The organism is Paraburkholderia sp. 40, assembly GCF_050434105.1.
In the GTDB taxonomy this organism is placed as follows: Bacteria; Pseudomonadota; Gammaproteobacteria; order Burkholderiales; family Burkholderiaceae; genus Paraburkholderia; species Paraburkholderia tuberum.
Genome location: NZ_JBNPVY010000004.1, coordinates 620,899 through 638,596, shown reverse-complemented (window position 1 = coordinate 638,596; position 17,698 = coordinate 620,899). Strand labels below are relative to the sequence as shown.

General features: G+C 65.3%; 14 protein-coding genes. 1 reads left to right on the top strand and 13 read right to left on the bottom strand.

The genetic code is table 11. The features are described 5' to 3' along the window. Window positions 1-213: 213 nt before the first annotated feature. The gene (gene serB / locus OKW28_RS24695; RefSeq protein WP_429449668.1) at window positions 214-1,053 is read left to right on the top strand and encodes a phosphoserine phosphatase SerB; all 840 of its coding nucleotides are present in this window, start codon (window positions 214-216) and stop codon (window positions 1,051-1,053) included. A 132-nt stretch (window positions 1,054-1,185) separates the two neighbouring features. Here serB and ltrA read toward each other — a convergent pair whose 3' ends face one another. The 13 genes from ltrA to OKW28_RS24630 all read right to left on the bottom strand — a co-directional run bounded on the left by ltrA (window position 1,186) and on the right by OKW28_RS24630 (window position 17,691). Continuing rightward, window positions 1,186-2,553 (bottom strand): group II intron reverse transcriptase/maturase, encoded by a 1,368-nt coding sequence (gene ltrA, locus OKW28_RS24690; protein WP_187620135.1) that lies wholly within the window; start codon window positions 2,551-2,553, stop codon window positions 1,186-1,188. A gap of 469 nt (window positions 2,554-3,022) precedes the next feature. Then, on the bottom strand, window positions 3,023-4,207 hold the full coding sequence (locus tag OKW28_RS24685; protein ID WP_429449666.1) for a cystathionine beta-lyase: 1,185 nt from the start codon (window positions 4,205-4,207) through the stop codon (window positions 3,023-3,025). An 84-nt stretch (window positions 4,208-4,291) separates the two neighbouring features. Continuing rightward, window positions 4,292-4,960: a hypothetical protein gene (locus OKW28_RS24680; protein ID WP_429449665.1), complete on the bottom strand. Its 669-nt coding sequence runs from the start codon at window positions 4,958-4,960 to the stop codon at window positions 4,292-4,294. 63 nt (window positions 4,961-5,023) lie between these two features. Further along, on the bottom strand, window positions 5,024-6,208 hold the full coding sequence (gene bktB, locus OKW28_RS24675) for a beta-ketothiolase BktB (protein WP_429449663.1): 1,185 nt from the start codon (window positions 6,206-6,208) through the stop codon (window positions 5,024-5,026). An 85-nt stretch (window positions 6,209-6,293) separates the two neighbouring features. Then, on the bottom strand, window positions 6,294-7,244 hold the full coding sequence (locus OKW28_RS24670) for a sugar kinase (protein WP_429449660.1): 951 nt from the start codon (window positions 7,242-7,244) through the stop codon (window positions 6,294-6,296). 3 nt (window positions 7,245-7,247) lie between these two features. Further along, window positions 7,248-8,642 (bottom strand): 30S ribosomal protein S12 methylthiotransferase RimO, encoded by a 1,395-nt coding sequence (rimO, locus tag OKW28_RS24665; protein WP_429449658.1) that lies wholly within the window; start codon window positions 8,640-8,642, stop codon window positions 7,248-7,250. 81 nt (window positions 8,643-8,723) lie between these two features. Next, entirely contained in the window at window positions 8,724-9,767 is a 1,044-nt protein-coding gene (locus OKW28_RS24660; protein ID WP_429449656.1) for a tRNA dihydrouridine synthase, read from the bottom strand. 273 nt (window positions 9,768-10,040) lie between these two features. Continuing rightward, window positions 10,041-10,676: a polyhydroxyalkanoate synthesis repressor PhaR gene (phaR, locus tag OKW28_RS24655; RefSeq protein WP_429449654.1), complete on the bottom strand. Its 636-nt coding sequence runs from the start codon at window positions 10,674-10,676 to the stop codon at window positions 10,041-10,043. A gap of 137 nt (window positions 10,677-10,813) precedes the next feature. After that, window positions 10,814-11,554 carry a 3-ketoacyl-ACP reductase gene (locus OKW28_RS24650; protein WP_429449652.1) on the bottom strand — a complete coding sequence of 247 codons (741 nt, stop codon included), beginning with the start codon at window positions 11,552-11,554 and terminating at the stop codon, window positions 10,814-10,816. Between the two features lie 227 nt (window positions 11,555-11,781). Next, on the bottom strand, window positions 11,782-12,963 hold the full coding sequence (locus OKW28_RS24645; protein ID WP_429449649.1) for an acetyl-CoA C-acetyltransferase: 1,182 nt from the start codon (window positions 12,961-12,963) through the stop codon (window positions 11,782-11,784). A 196-nt stretch (window positions 12,964-13,159) separates the two neighbouring features. Next, entirely contained in the window at window positions 13,160-14,974 is a 1,815-nt protein-coding gene (phaC, locus tag OKW28_RS24640; protein WP_429454441.1) for a class I poly(R)-hydroxyalkanoic acid synthase, read from the bottom strand. Window positions 14,975-15,580: 606 nt separating this feature from the next. Next, a complete protein-coding gene (gene pgeF / locus OKW28_RS24635) occupies window positions 15,581-16,444 on the bottom strand; it encodes a peptidoglycan editing factor PgeF (RefSeq protein WP_429449647.1) in 864 nt (287 codons plus the stop codon). Further along, window positions 16,441-17,691: an RluA family pseudouridine synthase gene (locus tag OKW28_RS24630; protein ID WP_429449645.1), complete on the bottom strand. Its 1,251-nt coding sequence runs from the start codon at window positions 17,689-17,691 to the stop codon at window positions 16,441-16,443. The genes pgeF and OKW28_RS24630 overlap by 4 nt, the downstream gene beginning before the upstream one ends. Window positions 17,692-17,698 lie beyond the last annotated feature (7 nt).

The following is a 17,698-nucleotide window of genomic DNA, read 5'->3' as shown; positions in this document are numbered from 1 at the left end:
GGCCTGTTCCGTTACGGCGATGCGCCGAACGCCGGCTTCAGCCAACGCGACGACTGCATCACATGATTCGATGCGCCAGTATGAACCGCACGCCGCCGGAGCGCACGGCAAGCCCGGCACAGCCGCCTGCGACGGGCCAACGCACAGAACCGATACAATAGCGGGATTGTCCGCGCGCCACGCGCCTCTTTCTTTCCGCGCCACCGGTCGTCCATGAACCTCGTCATTCAAAGCGTCGCCCCCCTTTCCGCCGACCACCACAAAACGCTCGTCGCGCTCGCACGCGGCTCGCACGCCGCCGTCATCGACGAGCACGCGATTCGCATCGCCGACGCGAACCTCGCGCAACGCGCCGACGTCGAAGCGTATTGCTATGCGCATCAACTCGACTACGCGTTTGTCGAAACCGGCCGCCAGTTGAGCGACTTCGGCCTCGTCGCGATGGACATGGATTCGACGCTGATCACGATCGAGTGCGTCGACGAAATCGCCGATTTCTGCGGGCTCAAAGCCGAAGTCGCGGCGATCACCGAGGCTGCGATGCGCGGTGAGATCGAGGACTTCAACGAGAGCCTGATTCGTCGGGTCGCGCTGCTGAAAGGGCTCGACGCCAGCGCGCTCGAGCGCGTGTACGAGGAACGGCTGCGGTTGTCGCCGGGCGCCGAACGCATGCTGGCCGGCGCGAAACAGGCGGGCCTGAAAACGCTGCTCGTGTCGGGCGGCTTCACGTTCTTCACCGCGAAGCTGAAGACGCGCCTTGGGCTCGATTTCACGCGCGCGAACACGCTTGAAATCATCGACGGCAAGCTGACCGGCAATGTGATGGGCGAGATCGTCAATGCCGACGTGAAAGCGCGCACGCTGCGCGAAACCTGCGCGACGCTCGGCATCGAACCGTCGCGCGCAATTGCGATGGGCGACGGCTCGAACGACCTGAAAATGATGGCCGAAGCGGGACTCTCCGTTGCATTCCGGGCGAAGCCGGTGGTGCGGGAAGCAGCCAGCGTGTCGTTCAATTTCGTTGGAATGGACGGTTTGCTGCGGTTGATTTGAGGCCGGCGCTCGAGGGATCCGTTCGGGTCTGCCTGATACTCAGGGCAATCGGCATAGGGGGCAGCCTGAGGCTGCGCCCCTGCCACACCACCCGGCATGCGGGTCCGCACCGGGCGGTTCGGGAAGTTGAGGTTAGGAGAGTCGGGGCACACCCAGCTGATCGAAGTAAGTGATGGTCAGCACGCTGTTGAGGAGCTTGCCGCTGTTGCACCACCAGCGGCGACTGTTCGCCGCCACCTGTTGTGCCACAGAGCATGACGCGCCCAGCGCGCGCAGTTCCCGGTAGATGGTTGAGCCACGGCGCCAATGCTTAAGCTGGATGGCGCGTAGTCGGTGGCGCAGCCACTCATCCAGCTCACGCCAGACTCTGGGGGTTTGCGCCAACCGGAAGTATGCCCTCCAGCCCTGCACATAAGTCCGCAACCGTGCCACCACGTCCTTCATGCTGCGCCCGCCAGATCGGCGGGTCAGTTCACGAATGCGGTGCCTGAACGCCAGCAGCGGTTTGGCCGCCACCTTGCGCTTGACCACACCGCCTGGAGCCACCCATAAGCTGTAACCCAGGAACTTGCGACCGAACACACTCGCGACCGCACTTTTGGTCTCGTTGACCTTCAGGCGCAATCGCCCATACAGACGTCGCAGCAGCACCATTACCCGTTCGCCCGCGCGGCGGCTACGAACATACACGTTCGCATCGTCGGCGTAGCGCGCAAAGCAGTGGCCCCGCCGCTCCAGTTCCTTGTCCACCTCATCCAGCAACACGTTGGCCAGCAGCGGCGATAGCGGCCCGCCTTGCGGCGTGCCCTGGGCTCGCTGCTGAACCACTCCATCATCCATGATGCCGCTGTTCAGATACGCCCTGATCAGCCGGATTACACCAGCGTCTCCAATGCGTTTCTGTAGGCGGTCGATCAGGATGTCGTGGTTGACCCGGTCGAAGAACTTCTCCAGGTCAACGTCCACCACGATTCGCCGGCCTGACTGCACGTACGACTGCGCGGCAAGCACCGCATCGTGTGCACGCCGTCCGGGCCGGAAGCCGTAGCTATGCTCGCTGAAGGTGGGATCCAGAACCGGCTGCAGCACCTGCAGCAGAGCCTGCTGGATCAACCGGTCCGTTACCGTCGGGATACCAAGCTCGCGCTCGCCTCCGTCCGGCTTCGGAATCGTCACCCGCCGTACCGGGCTGGGCCGGTACGTCCCCTTCAGCAGTTGTTCACGAATCGCTGGCCACGCCGTCACCAGATGGCGCGCAGTCTGGTCAACGCCCAGACCATCCACCCCAGCGGCTCCTTTGTTGGCCCGCACCCGTTTGAACGCCCGCTTCAGGTTCTCTCTCGTCAACGCCGCTTCCAGCAACGCTGACCCTGTGCTCCCGGGTTCATGCCGCGGGCAGCCGGCTTCGTCGCTCACAGGTACATGCGCAGCTTCACCACGCGCTGCTCCCGCTCGCCCCGTTTGCACGGGCATCTGACGCATTGCCTGCCGCATCGGCATATCCCTGAACACTCCTTCCCGTTCGGTCCTTCGTCACCAGCTTCAGCCTTGCCGACCTGTCCTGTGACTACTACGACCTCGGCTGACTTCCCGCTCCGGTTCGACACCGTTGCCCTTTCAGGCATGAGGCGAGATCTCCCCAGGTAAGAACGCACTCCTTCACCGCACAACCGCCGGATTTACGGCACCAATCCTTGACCACAAGAGCTTCGCAGATTCGTGCCCGCTCGCCCTGATCGGTGCCGCCTCATATCCGGTTCTTGTCCATCGGCTCACGGCTTTGCTCCACGCTTCCTCCCCACGCTCGGTCACCCTTACGCAGTTGCGCTTCACTTCATTCGCTGTGGTCAGCTTATGGGAGGACTTGCACCTCCAGGAGTGCGCCCATGCTGGGCGCACACAAAAAAGCCCGCCGGGAAGAGATCCCGGCGGGCTTCTCGAACAACGTGTCGAACAGGGCTAACGCGTGTCAAGCCAGCTTGGTCAGGCTCTGCTCGATATCCGCACGCAGGTCCGCCTCGTCTTCCAGACCGATATAGAAGCGCACCAACGTGCCGCGATGCGGCCACTGCGCCGCAGTGCGCATCGACGCGATGTCGTACGGCATCGCGAGGCTATGCGCGCCCCCCCAGCTCCAGCCGAGCGAAAACAGTTCGAGCGACTCGCAAAACGTGTCGATCCGCGCCGCGCTGTAGCGTTCGTCGAACACCACCGAGAACAGTCCGCCCGCGCCGCTGAAATCGCGCTTGTACACTTCGTGCCCCGGACAGTCGGCGAGCGCCGGATGCAACACCGCGACGATTTCCGGCCGGCTCTTCAACCACGTCGCGAGCGACAGCGCCACGCGATCGTGCTGCGCGAAACGCAACTGCATGCTCGGTAGGCTGCGCAGGATCAGCGAGCAGTCGTCCGAGGACACGCCGATCCCCATGCGCATGCGCGCCGCCTTCAGCTTCACATGCACGTCGCGGTCGACCGTGATCGTCGCGCCCATCAGCACGTCGCCGCCGCCCGACTGGTATTTGGTCAGCGCCTGCACCGAGATGTCGACGCCGTGGTCGAACGGCCGGAACGCGAGGCCCGCGGACCACGTGTTGTCGATCGCGGTGACGACCTTGCGCGCGCGAGCCGCCGCCGTGATGGCCGGTACGTCGGGCACTTCCATCGTCACCGAGCCGGGCGCCTCGATCCAGATCAGGCGCGTGTTCGGCTGGATCAGACTGGCGATGCCCGCGCCGATCAGCGGATCGTAGTAGCGCGCCGTGATACCGAAATCGCGCGCGAGCCAGTCGCCGTGGTCGCGGTTCGGCGAGTACACGTTATCGGGAATCAGCACGTCGTCGCCGGCCTTCACGAGGCCGAAGTAGACGTTCGAGATCGACGACAGCCCCGACGGCTGCAGCAGCGCATGATTGCCGCCCTCGATCGCGGCGAGGCGCTGAGCGAGCGCGATCTGCGTCGGCGTCGCATGCAGGCCGTAGCGCCATTGCGCGTCGTTTTTCCAGTCGAGCGCGCGCATCGCGGCGAGGTCGGGAAACACCACCGTCGACGCGCGCGTGACGGGCGTCGAGAACGATTCGAAGCCCGGCGTGATCTGGTCCTCGGCACGCACGATGCGGGTCTGCAGGCCATGTTTGAATTTGGATTCAGTCATGTGAAGCTCGGTGAAAAACATAGTGAAGCGAGCCTGAAGCAACGGCCGCGCTGCGCGATTCCGGATGCCCGGCGCGCGTGCGCATCAGTAGCCCGTTTGCAGGTTGCTGACGCCGCCCACCGGGTGCCCGCCGGCAGCGGGTGCCGGCGCGGGAGCCGCCGCTGCGCCGTTGGCCGCGGCCGGTTGCGGTGAGGGGGCTGCAGGCCTGGCCGCCGCACCGCCGGCCGAACCGGCCACCGGCACCGCCTGCCCTGCCGCCAGCGGCTTCAGGCTGAATTCCTGCGGGTTCGAATCGTCGACGTTCATGCGGTCGCCTTCGAGCGAGCCGTCCGCCGCGAACTTGCCGACCCAGTTGCCGGTGATATGCGTGCCGTCGTTCGATTCCTCGACTTCGAGCGTATCGCCGTCGCGATCGCCGGCGATCAGAATCACCTCGCCGCTATCGGTGTACTGATACTCGCCGTGCACGCCAGATGGATCGTCGGTCTTGGGCCCGAGCCGCAGCACGATCGGCCGCGCGCCGAGCGTGCCCACGTAGCGCGGAAACTTCGCGAACTCGGGGCTCGGTTTCAGCGGCAGCTGGATCGGCGGCGGCGCGGCCAGTGCCTTGACCGCATCGCTTTCCGCCCACGCCTGCGACGGCATCCACAGCACCGTGCCGGCGCACAGCAGTGCGGCAGCGCTCGCCACCACGCCGGCGCGCCGGCGCAAGGCGCGCGTTGCCGAACCCTTCGTCACTTTCGCTTCCTGCATCCTGTCCATCCTTGTTACTGGTCCCTGCTCGCTACCTGTGCCGCGCCGGGCTGCCGTGCGCGATCAGAGACGCTCGAAAACCGCCGCGATGCCCTGCCCCCCGCCAATGCACATCGTGACGAGTGCATAACGCCCGCCAATGCGCTGCAGCTCGTACAGCGCCTTGACGGTAATCAGCGCGCCGGTCGCGCCGATCGGATGGCCGAGCGAAATGCCCGAGCCGTTCGGATTGACCTTGGCCGGATCGAAGCCGAGCTCCTTGCTGACCGCGCAGGCCTGCGCGGCGAATGCCTCGTTGGCCTCGATCACGTCGAGATCGGCGACCGTCAGACCCGCCCGCTCGAGCGCCTTGCGGCTCGCCGGCACCGGCCCGATGCCCATGTACGCCGGATCGACGCCCGCATGCGCGTACGACACGAGCCGCGCCAGCGGCTTCACGCCGCGCCGCTCGGCGACGCCGCGCTCCATCAGCACGACGGCCGCGGCCGCGTCGTTGATGCCCGAGGCGTTGCCCGCCGTCACCGTACCGTTTTCCTTCGCGAACACCGGCTTCAACTTCGCGAAGTCGTCCGCCGTTGCGTTGAGCCTCGCGTGCTCGTCCGTGTCGAACACGACGTCGCCCTTCTTCGACGGAATCGTGATCGGCAGAATCTGTTCCTTGAAGTAGCCGCTCGTGATCGCGTGGGCCGCGCGACGATGCGACTCGAGCGCGAGCGCGTCCTGCGCGTCGCGCGAGATCTCGTACTTGCGCGCGACGTTCTCGGCGGTCACGCCCATGTGGATCGACTGGAAAGGATCGTTGAGCGCGCCGACCATCATGTCGACCAGACGCGCGTCGCCCATGCGCTGTCCGAAGCGCGCGGCCGGCATCGAGTACGGCGCGCGGCTCATGTTTTCCGCGCCACCGCCGATCGCAATGTCGGCGTCGCCGAGCAGCACGCTCTGCGCGGCCGAAACGATGGCCTGCAAGCCCGAGCCGCACAGCCGGTTGACGGTCAGCGCGGGCGTATGCTGCGCAACCCCGCCGTTGATCGCCGCGACGCGCGCGAGATACATGTCTTTCGGCTCGGTGTGCACGACGTTGCCGAACACGACGTGTCCGACTTCGTCGCCCGACACGCTCGCGCGCTCGAGCACTTCGCGCACCACGCGCGCGCCGAGATCGGTCGGCGCGAAATCCTTCAGGCTGCCGCCGAACGTGCCGATTGCCGTGCGCACACCGCTCACCACTACTACGTCCCGTTGCATCGCTTGCCCCTCCTGTTGTCTCTCCAGTTCGCCTGGATGATTGCGCCAACGCGGGCCATGCTGCGCCGCGCAGCTTACGGAATATCTACCCCGCCAGCAGCCGCTCGACGGTCTCGCGCGACGGAATCGGCGCGACCGCGCCATAGCCTTGCGTGGACAGCGCGGCGGCAACGTTCGCGTAGCGCGCGGCGGCAAATGGATCGTCGCCCGCGACGATGCGCGCGATGAATGCGCCGCCGAAACAGTCGCCGGCGCCGGTTGCATCGACCGCATCGACGACGTGACCCGGCACGACGCGTCGCTCGTTAGGCGTCGCGATATACGAGCCGTCCTTGCCGAGCTTCAGCGCGACCACGCTCGGTCCGTGCGACAGCAGAAAATCGACGATCTCGTCACGGCCGGTCAGCCCCGTCAGTTCGGTCACATCGTCCCAGCTCGGCAGGCAGATGTCAGTCTGGCGGATCGCCTCGAGCATCACCGCGCGCGCCCGCGCCAGCGGCCACAGCTTAAGACGCAGATTGGTGTCGAAGCTCACGCGCGCCCCATTCGCGCGCGCATGCGCGATCGCTTCGAGCGCGGCGTCGCAGGCGCTGACGCTGATCGCGAGACTGATGCCGGACAGATGGACGACCTTCGCCGCCGCGAGCGCGTCGCGCGGCAGATCGGCGGGTGCATAGCGGCTCGCCGCCGAGCCCGCGCGCAGATAGTCGAACGCGTGGCCGTTGGGGCCGTGCGACACGAAGTAGACGCCGGTCGACGCCTGCGCATCGATGCGCACGAGCGACGTGTCGACCTGCTCGCGCTCCCACAGATCGACCAGCAGGCGTCCGAAATGATCGGCGCCGACCGCCGACACGAAACCGGTCCTCGCACCCTGGCGCGCAGCCGCGATGCAGAAGTTCGACGTGTCGCCGCCGAAGCCTTGCAGGTAGTTCGGTTGATCCTTCGCCGACTGGTTGAATTCGATCATCGCCTCGCCGAGCGCGAGGATGTCCGGTGTGTGAGCTTCATGCTGTGCGGCCGCGCTGTGCGTCATCGCTTAGACCTCGCCCCACAAATCGTGGCCGTCCGCGCCGGTGATCTTCACCGACACGAAATCGCCGACCTTGTAGCGCTTCGACGCCTTGGCGGACGGCGCGATATAGACGACGCCGTCGATCTCCGGCGCATCCGCCGCGGTGCGGCCGATGCCGCCGTCCGCGTTGATTTCGTCGACGAGCACCTTCAGCGTCTTGCCGACCTTCCTCGCGATGCGCTTGGCCGACACCTGCTCGGCCACTTCCATGAAGCGCGCGCGACGTTCCTCACGCACTTCATCGGGCAGCGCGCCGTCGAGTTCATTCGCGCTCGCGCCTTCGACCGGCGAATACGCGAAACAGCCGACGCGATCGAGCTCCGCCTCGCGGATGAAATCGAGCAGCGTCTCGAACTGCTCTTCGGTCTCGCCCGGAAAGCCGGCAATGAACGTGCTGCGGATCGTCAGATCGGGGCAGGTCTCGCGCCAGGCCTTGACGCGCTCCATCACCTTCTCGGCGTTGGCCGGGCGCTTCATGCGCTTCAGCACTTCCGGATGCGCGTGCTGGAACGGCACGTCGAGATACGGCAGCACGTGGCCCTTGTACGGACCCTCGGCCATCATCGGAATCACTTCGTCGACGCTCGGATACGGATACACGTAATGCAGGCGCACCCACGCACCATATTGCGCGGCGAGTTCGCCGAGCGCGGCGACCAGATCCGTCATGCGCGTCTTGATCGGCTTGCCGTTCCAGAAACCGGTGCGATATTTGACGTCGACGCCATATGCGCTCGTGTCCTGCGAGATCACGAGCAGTTCCTTCACGCCGGACTTGAACAGGTTCTCCGCTTCGAGCATCACTTCCGCGACCGGGCGCGACACCAGATCGCCGCGCATCGACGGGATGATGCAGAACGTGCAGCGGTGATTGCAGCCTTCGGAAATCTTCAGGTACGCGTAGTGGCGCGGTGTGAGCTTGACGCCCGCGGCGGGCACCAGATCGACGAACGGATCGTGCGGCTTCGGCAGATGGCTGTGCACCGCCTGCATCACCTCGCCGAGCGCGTGCGGGCCGGTTACGGCGAGCACCTTCGGATGCACTTCCTCGATCAGCCCCGAACCGCTCGCGCTCTTCTTCGCGCCGAGGCAACCGGTGACGATCACCTTGCCGTTTTCGTTGAGCGCTTCGCCGATCGCGTCGAGGCTTTCCTGCACGGCTTCGTCGATGAAGCCGCAGGTGTTGACGACCACGAGGTCCGCGCCGTCATAGGTGCCGGAGATTTCGTAGCCTTCGGCGCGCAACTGGGTGATGATCTGCTCGGAATCGACGAGGGCCTTGGGGCAGCCGAGAGAGACGAAGCCGACTTTCGGCGTGGCGCCCGGCACGGCCGGAGCGTTCGAGGGGGTGGAAGACATGGGGAACCGCTTGAAGACGTTAAACCGTGAATTGTAGCGGTTCGCCACCGCCACCGCTCGTAAGTCTTTGAATTCTAGTCTTCAAACGGGGATGGGTTCGGCAGGACCGGGTTGATTCAGCTCGCTATTTTCGTCGCTGGAAACGTGCTGACGCGTCGGCGCCGACGCGGCTCCGGCGGCCAGCGCCTGGCCGATTACCGTAAGAATTTCGTCAGAGTCCTGCACTCGCCGGATCGCCGCATGCAGTTCGGCGGCTTGCGGCCAGGTCCGCTGCAGGTAGCTGAGCCACTTCTTGACGCGGCCGTGCTCATGGGTCAGCGTGCCATGCGCCCGCAGCTTGTTCATGTAGCCGACGATTGAACCCAGCACCTGCTGCCATTCGTCGGCAGATGGACACGGCTCGATGAGCCCGCGGATTCGCTGCGCGAGGAACGGATCCGACACGGCGCCGCGCCCGATCATCACGTCCGCGCAGCCGCTGACCGAGCGGCAACGCTGCCAGTCCGCCACCGTCCAGACTTCGCCGTTCGCGATGACGGGCACGTCGACGGCGTCGTCGATGCGCGCGATCCACTCCCAGTGCGCAGGCGGCCGATAGCGGTCGTCGCGCGTGCGCGCATGCACGACGAGCGAGGCCGCGCCGCCGTCCGCGAGCGCCTGCGCGCATTCGATCGCCCGCGACGTGTCGGACACGCCGAGGCGCATTTTTGCCGTCACCGCGATATCGGCAGGCACCGCGACGCGCACGGCCGAGACGATCTGGTTCAGCAACTTCGGGTTCGCGAGCAGCATCGCGCCGCCGCCGTGCTGATTGACGACTTTGGCGGGACAGCCGAAGTTCAGGTCGATACCGTAGGGCGACAGCATGGCCGCGTACGCGGCATTGCGTGCCATCCACTCGGGATCGCTGCCGAGCAGCTGGATCACCATTGGCGTGCCACTGGCGGTCACGCTCGCGTGCAGAATTTCGGGCGCCTCGCGCTCGTAGACGCGGGTTGGCAGCAGCGAGCCTGTGATGCGGATGAACTCGGACACGCAGCCGTCGAAAGCGCCCGCGCTCGTCAGCACGTCGCGCAGCACATAGTCAGCGAGCCCTTCCATTGGGGCGAGAAACAGCCGGCTCATGAGCGGTGTGGGTGAACGGCGGGTCAGAGCAGAATGATCCGCGCGGCCTTCGCAACGGAAGACGCTGACGCGATCAGGGAGACGGTCTGAAACATAGGACGGGTCCAGCGGAAGAAACGGTAACGGCGCAAGCAGCGGTGTGCCGGCAGTGGACGCAACGGACATCGAGCCGCGGCCCGAATCCGCTTCCGACGGAAAAGCGTCCCCACGCGCGGGCCGCCATTGTAGCGCGTCGGCGGCTGCACTCCCGCGAGCTCGCCGCCATTCACTCCTTCACTTCTTCTCCGTCTCCGGATTGCCCTGCGGCGTGGCCGGCGCATTGCTCACATTGCTCACATTGCTCGCATTGCTCGCATTGACCGCGCCGCCCGGCGTAAACGGGAACGTGGCGAACATGGTCTTCGCCTGATTCTGCATCTGCTCCTGCATCTGCACGAACATGTTCTTCGATTGCTCGATGTAGCTGGTCATCATGCCCTGCATCATCGGCGCCTGCATGTTCATGAACTGCGACCAGACTTCGGGGTTCATCGCCTTTCCTTCATAGAGATTCTTCGACTGGTCGGCAAGCTTCGCCTGAATGTCGATGAAGGCCTGGATGTTCTTTTCCAGATACGTGCCCATCATGCCCTGCATCGCATGACCGTAGAACCGGATGATCTGCGACAGCATCGACGACGAGAACATCGGCAGGCCGCCGCTCTCTTCTTCGAGAATGATCTGCAGCAGGATCGAGCGCGTCAGGTCCTCGTTGCTTTTGGCATCGATCACCTTGAAATCTTCCTGATCGAGCACGAGTTGCTTCACATCAGTCAGCGTGATGTAGGTACTCGTCTCGGTGTCGTAGAGCCGACGATTCGGATATTTCTTGATCAGTCGTTCGGCCGTTTTCTTTGTAGTAGTAGTCATGTAACGCCTTTAAGCTCGAGTTAAGCAAACGCGGAAACGGCGTCCGGGCTGTGCAACGGGATCCATTGCGCAGCCGGGACGCCGGCGAAACCATCTGAGCCGAAGCGCGCCGCCTTCCGGTCCGGCGCGCTGATGGCTCAGCCCATATGCAAGCCGCCGTTCAGCGAAAAATCGGCGCCCGTGGCGAAGCCCGATTCTTCCGACGCAAGCCACGCGACGATCGAGCCGATTTCGGCCGGCTGACCGAGGCGGCGCACCGGAATCGTCGCGACGATTTTTTCCAGCACGTCCGGGCGGATCGCCTTGACCATGTCGGTGCCGATGTAGCCCGGCGACACGGTGTTGACCGTCACGCCCTTGGTCGCGACTTCCTGTGCGAGCGACATCGTAAAGCCGTGAATGCCGGCCTTCGCGGTCGAATAATTGGTCTGGCCGAACTGGCCCTTCTGGCCGTTCACCGACGAAATGTTGATCACCCGGCCAAAGCCCCGCTCGACCATGCCGTCGATCACCTGCTTGGTGACGTTGAACAGGCTGGTCAGATTGGTGTCGATCACCGCCGTCCAGTCTTCGTGCGTCATCTTGCGGAACACGACGTCGCGCGTGATGCCGGCATTGTTGACCAGCACGTCGATCTCGCCAACTTCGGCCTTGACCTTGTCGAATGCGTCCTTGGTCGATTGCCAGTCACCGACGTTACCCTCGGAGGCGACGAAGTCGTAGCCGAGTACCTTCTGCTCGTCGAGCCACTTCGCACGGCGCGGCGAATTCGGGCCGCAGCCGGCGATCACCCTGAAGCCTTCCTTGTGCAGACGCTGGCAGATGCTGGTGCCGATGCCGCCCATGCCGCCCGTTACGTACGCAATTCGCTGTGTCATAAACCACACTCCGTTATCGTTGTCGAGGCGCCTGCCGGCGGCCTCGTGCCTCGCCAGATGCTGGTTCGCGTTGCCGCCGGGCGACCGTCCGGCAACGCGCACTGCCGACACGAGTCACCTGTTGCAACGCGCCGCACCGCCAGTTGACGTGCGGCGCGGCCAGATGCCTGTGCTGGCGAAGACCGCGCGCGACCGGTCGCGAATGCGCGCGGCGTACCCAGCGTACTTTAAACGCGCTCGACCGCGAGCGCGACACCCATGCCGCCGCCGATACACAGCGACGCCAGACCCTTCTTCGCATCGCGCTTCTGCATTTCGTACAGCAACGTGACGAGAATCCGGCAACCGGACGCGCCGATCGGGTGGCCGATCGCGATCGCGCCGCCGTTCACGTTGATCTTCGACGTGTCCCAGCCCATCTGCTTGTGCACGGCGAGCGCCTGCGCGGCAAACGCTTCGTTGATTTCCATCAGGTCGAGGTCGGCCGGCGTCCAGCCCGCGCGCTCGAGGCAACGGCGCGAAGCCGGTACCGGGCCCATGCCCATCACCTTCGGATCGACACCCGCGTTCGCGTATGCCTTGATGCGCGCGAGCGGTGTGAGGCCGAGCGCTTCCGCCTTTTTCAGCGACATCACGAGCACCGCGGCTGCGCCGTCGTTCAGACCCGATGCGTTGGCCGCCGTGACCGTGCCTTCCTTCGAGAACGCCGGCTTCAGGCTCGCGAGTGATTCGGCCGTCACGCCATGACGCACGAATTCGTCGGTGGTGAAGCGCAGCGGCTCGCCCTTGCGTTGCGGAATCTCGACCGGCACGATTTCGTCGTTGAAGCGCCCCGCCTTCTGCGCGGCTTCCGCCTTGTTCTGCGACAGCGCCGCGAACGCGTCCTGCTGTTCGCGCGTGATGCCGTGCTCCTTCGCGACGTTCTCGGCCGTCACGCCCATGTGGTACTGGTTGTAGACGTCCCACAGGCCGTCGACGATCATCGAGTCGATCAGCTTCGCGTCGCCCATGCGGAAACCGTCGCGCGAACCCGGCAGCACGTGCGGCGCGGCGCTCATGTTTTCCTGGCCGCCTGCCACGACGATGTCCGCGTCACCGGCGACGATCGCGTTGGCCGCGAGCATCACGGCCTTCAGACCTGAGCCGCAGACCTTGTTGATCGTCATGCCCGGCACGGCCGACGGCAAACCCGCCTTGATCAGCGCCTGACGCGCGGGGTTCTGGCCGGAGCCCGCCGTCAGCACCTGGCCCAGAATAACTTCGCTCACCTGTTCCGGCTTCACGCCTGCCCGTTCGAGCACGGCGCGCACCGCGAGCGCGCCGAGTTCAGGTGCGGCAATCTTCGCCAGCGACCCACCAAACTTGCCCACTGCAGTACGAGCGGCCGATACGATCACAACATCAGTCATTTCCATATCCTCCGGGCATCCCGGCCAACTCCGCCGCAGCCCGTTACGTTAAAAATTGCGTTGCAACTTGCGTTGCTCTCACGCCTTCATCAACCAGACGCTCATTCACCTGCCAAACACCTATGCACCGGCCGACTGCGCACTATGTCTGCGTCGACAGCAATGTCGTACGCGCGCGTCGAGCCTGTGCGTGAACCTACTCCCGTTGCCGCACGTAGCGGCCCGGCGCCGGCTCGATGACCGGGAATTCGTCGGAGCCCAAATTGGCGCGCGGCTTCACTTTCTTGCCGCCGTACTGATCGAGCCAGTCGGTCCATTCCGGCCACCAGCTGCCGGGCACTTCGGTCGCCGCGTCGAACCATTCGTCCGCGCTTTCGGGCAGCGTCTTCGCGTCGGTATCGAGCGTCCAGAAGCTGCGCTTTTTCTTCGCGGGCGGATTGATCACGCCGGCGATATGGCCCGACGCGCCGAGCACGAACTTTAGCGGCCCGGTGAGCAGCGGCGCCGACGCATACGCGGTTTGCCACGGCACGATATGGTCTTCGCGCGAACCGTAGATGAAGGTCGGCACGTCGATCTTCGACAGATCGATCGGCTCGCCGCAGGTGGTCAGCGCACCGGGCTCGCGCAGCTTGTTCTCGAGATACGTGTTGCGCAGATACCAGACGTACATCGGCCCAGGCAGACTGGTCGAGTCGCTGTTCCAGTACAGCAGGTCGAACGGTACCGGCGTGCGGCCCTTCAGGTAATTGTCGACGACGTAGTTCCACACGAGGTCGTTCGGGCGCAGGAACGAGAACGTGTTCGCGAACTCGACGCCGCGCATCAGTCCCGGCGGCGCGCCGTTCTTGCCGCCGATGCTCTGCTCGCGCATCTGCACGTGCGCCTCGTCGACGAACACGTCGAGCACGCCCGTGTCGGAGAAGTCGAGCATCGCGGTGAGCAGCGTCATCGACGCGGCCGGATGTTCGCCGCGCGCCGCAGCCACCGCGAGCGCGGTGGCGAGCATCGTGCCGCCGACGCAAAAGCCGAGCGTATTGATCTGCTCGCGGCCGCTGATCTTGCGCACGGTGTCGATCGAGGTGAGCACACCCTCGCCGATGTAGTCGTCCCACGTCTTGTGCGCGACGGACTGATCCGCGTTGCGCCACGAAATCAGGAACACCTGATGGCCCGAATCAAGCCCGTGCGCGACGAGCGAGTTTTCGGGTTGCAGGTCGAGAATGTAGTACTTGTTGATGCACGGCGGCACGATCAGGAGCGGCCGCTCGCGCACGGTCGCCGTGCGCGGCTTGTACTGGATCAGCTGCAGCAGATCGTTCTCGAACACGACCGAGCCTTCGGTGTTCGCGAGGTTCTCGCCGACCGCGAAACGCGATTCGTCGGTTTGGGAAATCTTGCCGCGCTGCATGTCGGTGAGCAGGTTCATCACGCCCTGGCGCAAGCTCTCGCCTTTACTGTCGAGCAGCGTTTTCTGCGCTTCGGGATTCAGCGCGAAGAAGTTGCTCGGCGAGGCCGCCGCGGTCCACTGCTGGACCGCGAAGCGAATGCGCTCGCGGGTTTTCGGCTGGGTGTCGAGCGCGTCGACCAACTGCTGCAGATAGCGCGCGTTCAGCAGATACCACGCGGCGGTGAACGCGTAGGCGGGCGCCGCGCTCCAGGCGTCCGCGCTAAAGCGCCGGTCCTTGAGCTCGGGCGCCTTGATCGCCGACGTGGTGGCCTGCTGGATCAGCTCCATCGCCTCGCGCGAATAGTCGGTCTGCAGCTTCTGCAAACGCTCGGGCGGAATCGCGGCGGTGGGAATGCCCAGCCCCGGCAACGACGGCAACGCACCGGCGGCCAGCTTGCTGAAGTCGGGCATCCCGGGAAACGCCGGTATTTGCGGGAAGCCCGCCGTTATCTGTGCAAGGTCCGGCATCTGCGGCATTGAGGGCATCTGAAATGCCGTGCCATTGGGCTGCGCGCCGAACGAACGCCAGGCGTTCATCCAGGCGTCGAGAAATTGCTGCATGCCTGCGGCTGACGGTGCACCGCTCGTACCGGCCTGCTGCGTCTGCTCCTTCGAGGAGTCGGTGCTGGGGGAAGCTGAGGAATGAGATGCTGCCATACCTGCTTTTGACCGGTAAGTCCTTGCGGACGGGTTGAGAGGCAGGTCCGTGCGCATGTGGCGATTGCTCGCGACTTCGTCACGCCCTGTCCCATGAACGACGAGGAGCTTAGGAGGAACATTCTTGCTCCCCATCACAAGGCATGTCAATGCTTGCTCCAGATTTTGCCGCAGTGCGATAGTTTTTTAATTATCGTTTTCCCTGTATGGCAAATCGCGCTTTAACGAATCAAATGATGCCTGCCGCGGGTAAATCCGAAAAACTCCTACGGCGCATGGCAATTAAGCATATTTATTCGTTCGGTCGCCCACACAGCCGGCGGGCGATTCGCGCTATCGACGGGCCTTCCGGCAGCGCAACAAAAAATGCGTGTGAAGCCCGGGGAACGGGCCGTCAGCGACGGGTCGGCCGTGGGATCCGCGAATAACGACCCGGCGCGCATTCACGCGAAATAAAACCACCGCTCGATTTTAAAAGTATGACAAGATGCGTCCGCGCGCCATCCCGAATTAATCGGCAATTGATTGCGCCTGTTCGTCGATCCAGATCAACGCGGCCATGCGACCGGTCTCGCGATCACGGCGATACGAATAAAAACGCTCGCGCAACGTGACCGTGCACAGATCGCCGCCGCTGATGCGCGTTAGGCCGAGCCGCTGCAGGCGCAGGCGCGCCAGCGCCGGCAGATCGGCGAGATATTTGCCGGCATTCGCGGGATGCGCGACGAACGCCTGCGCGGTCGCGTCGCGTTGTGCATCGTCGGCACCGGTCATGAAGGCGTCACGCACGTCTGCGCCGACTTCGAATGCGGTGGGCCCGATCGACGGCCCGAGGTACGCATGCAGCTCGCTCGCCCGCACACCCGCCAGCGCCGCGACCCGCGCGGCGGTCTGCTCGACGATGCCCGCCGCGAGTCCGCGCCACCCGGCATGCGCGGCGCCGACCGCGCGCCCCGCTTCGTCGCACAACAGCACCGGCATGCAATCGGCGACCATGACGACGCACGCGATGCCCGCGCCATCGGTGACGCTCGCGTCGGCGCGCGCCGGCGCACCATGGTCGCGCGCGTGCGCGATCGCATCCTCGGCGCGGACGATGCCGGCGCCATGGATCTGTTCGAGCCACGCGGCCTCGCGAACACCGGCAAGCGCGACGAGCCGTGCGCGATTGCTCGCGACCGCGGCGGGATCGTCGCCGGTCTTCATGCCCAGATTCAGCCCGCCGGGCTGGTCGGCGCCGTCGCGCCAGCGGCCGAACGGCGCGTCGCTGACGCCGCCGTCGCGGGTGGTCACGAGCGCGCGCACGCGCGGCGACACGTTCCATGCGGGTTGCACGACATCGGCAAAACCCAGCTCCGGGAGATTGGTGCTCATGCGTGATCGTCCTCGTCGTGGTCGCTGTCTTCATCGTACGCGCCGTCGTCGAACGATGCATCGCAGTCCTCATCCTCGCCATACGCATCGTCAAACTCGCCCGAGTCGTCGCGACCCAGACCGAGCGCGGCCGACAACGCCTCGATGTCGGCCGGCACGTCGGCGCGCCATTGCATCGAGCGGCCGGTCTTCGGATGAATCAGGCCGAGCCGCCACGCGTGCAGCGCCTGGCGCGCGAAGCCGTCTGGCAGCGGCGTGACCGAGCGCTTGCCGCGCGCGCGTCCGTACACGGGATCGCCGAGCAACGGATGACCGATGTGCGCGCAATGCACGCGAATCTGATGCGTGCGCCCCGTCTCCAGATCGCAGTGAATCGCCGTGACCGGCTGACGCTGCCAGATCGCCGAGGCCACGCGCCGGAAATGCGTGCGCGCCGGCTTGCCGGCCGCGCCCGTCACGACGGCCATGCGCGTGCGCTCGCGCGGATCGCGGCCGATCGGCGCGTCGATCGTGCCTTCCTCGGGCAGGTTGCCCCACACGAGCGCGAGGTAGCGGCGCTTGACCGTGCGCGCCTGCAACTGGCGCACGAGGTCGGTCTGCGCCTCGAGCGTGCGCGCGACCACCATCAGCCCCGAGGTCTCCTTGTCAAGCCGATGCACGATGCCCGCGCGCGGCAGACCCGCCGCGGACTCGCCATAGCGGTAGAGCAGCCCGTTCAGCACGGTGCCGCTCCAGTTGCCAGCCGCCGGATGCACGACCATGCCGGCCGGCTTGTTGATGACGACGAGCGTGTCGTCCTCGTAGACGATGTCGAGCGGCACCGGCTCGGGCGTGAAGGCGAGCTGCTCTGGCAGCAGATCGGGCACGAGCTCGATCGTCGCGCCAAGCGGCACCGGCTGGCGGATCTTCGCCGCCTTGCCGTCGACGCGCACCCGCTGCGCCTCGATCCAGCTTTGCAGACGGCTGCGCGAGAACTCCGGGAATACTTTGGCGAGCACCTTGTCGAGGCGCTCGCCGGCCAGTTCGTCGGGTACCACGACGCTGCGCGGCGCTTCGTCGGCCACGCGCACGGGCACGGGTGCCGCCGCGGCCGCAGAGCCTTGCGGGCTGCTTGCGGCGAGCGCGTCGCTGGAGAAATCGTCGTCGAGGGAATCGACGCCCAACGCGTCGGCCGGGTCGGCGCTTACGCTATAATCTTCGTTGCTATTCCCGGCGCCTGCGGCGCCTGGAGTATTTGAGCGGGTCATTGAATCT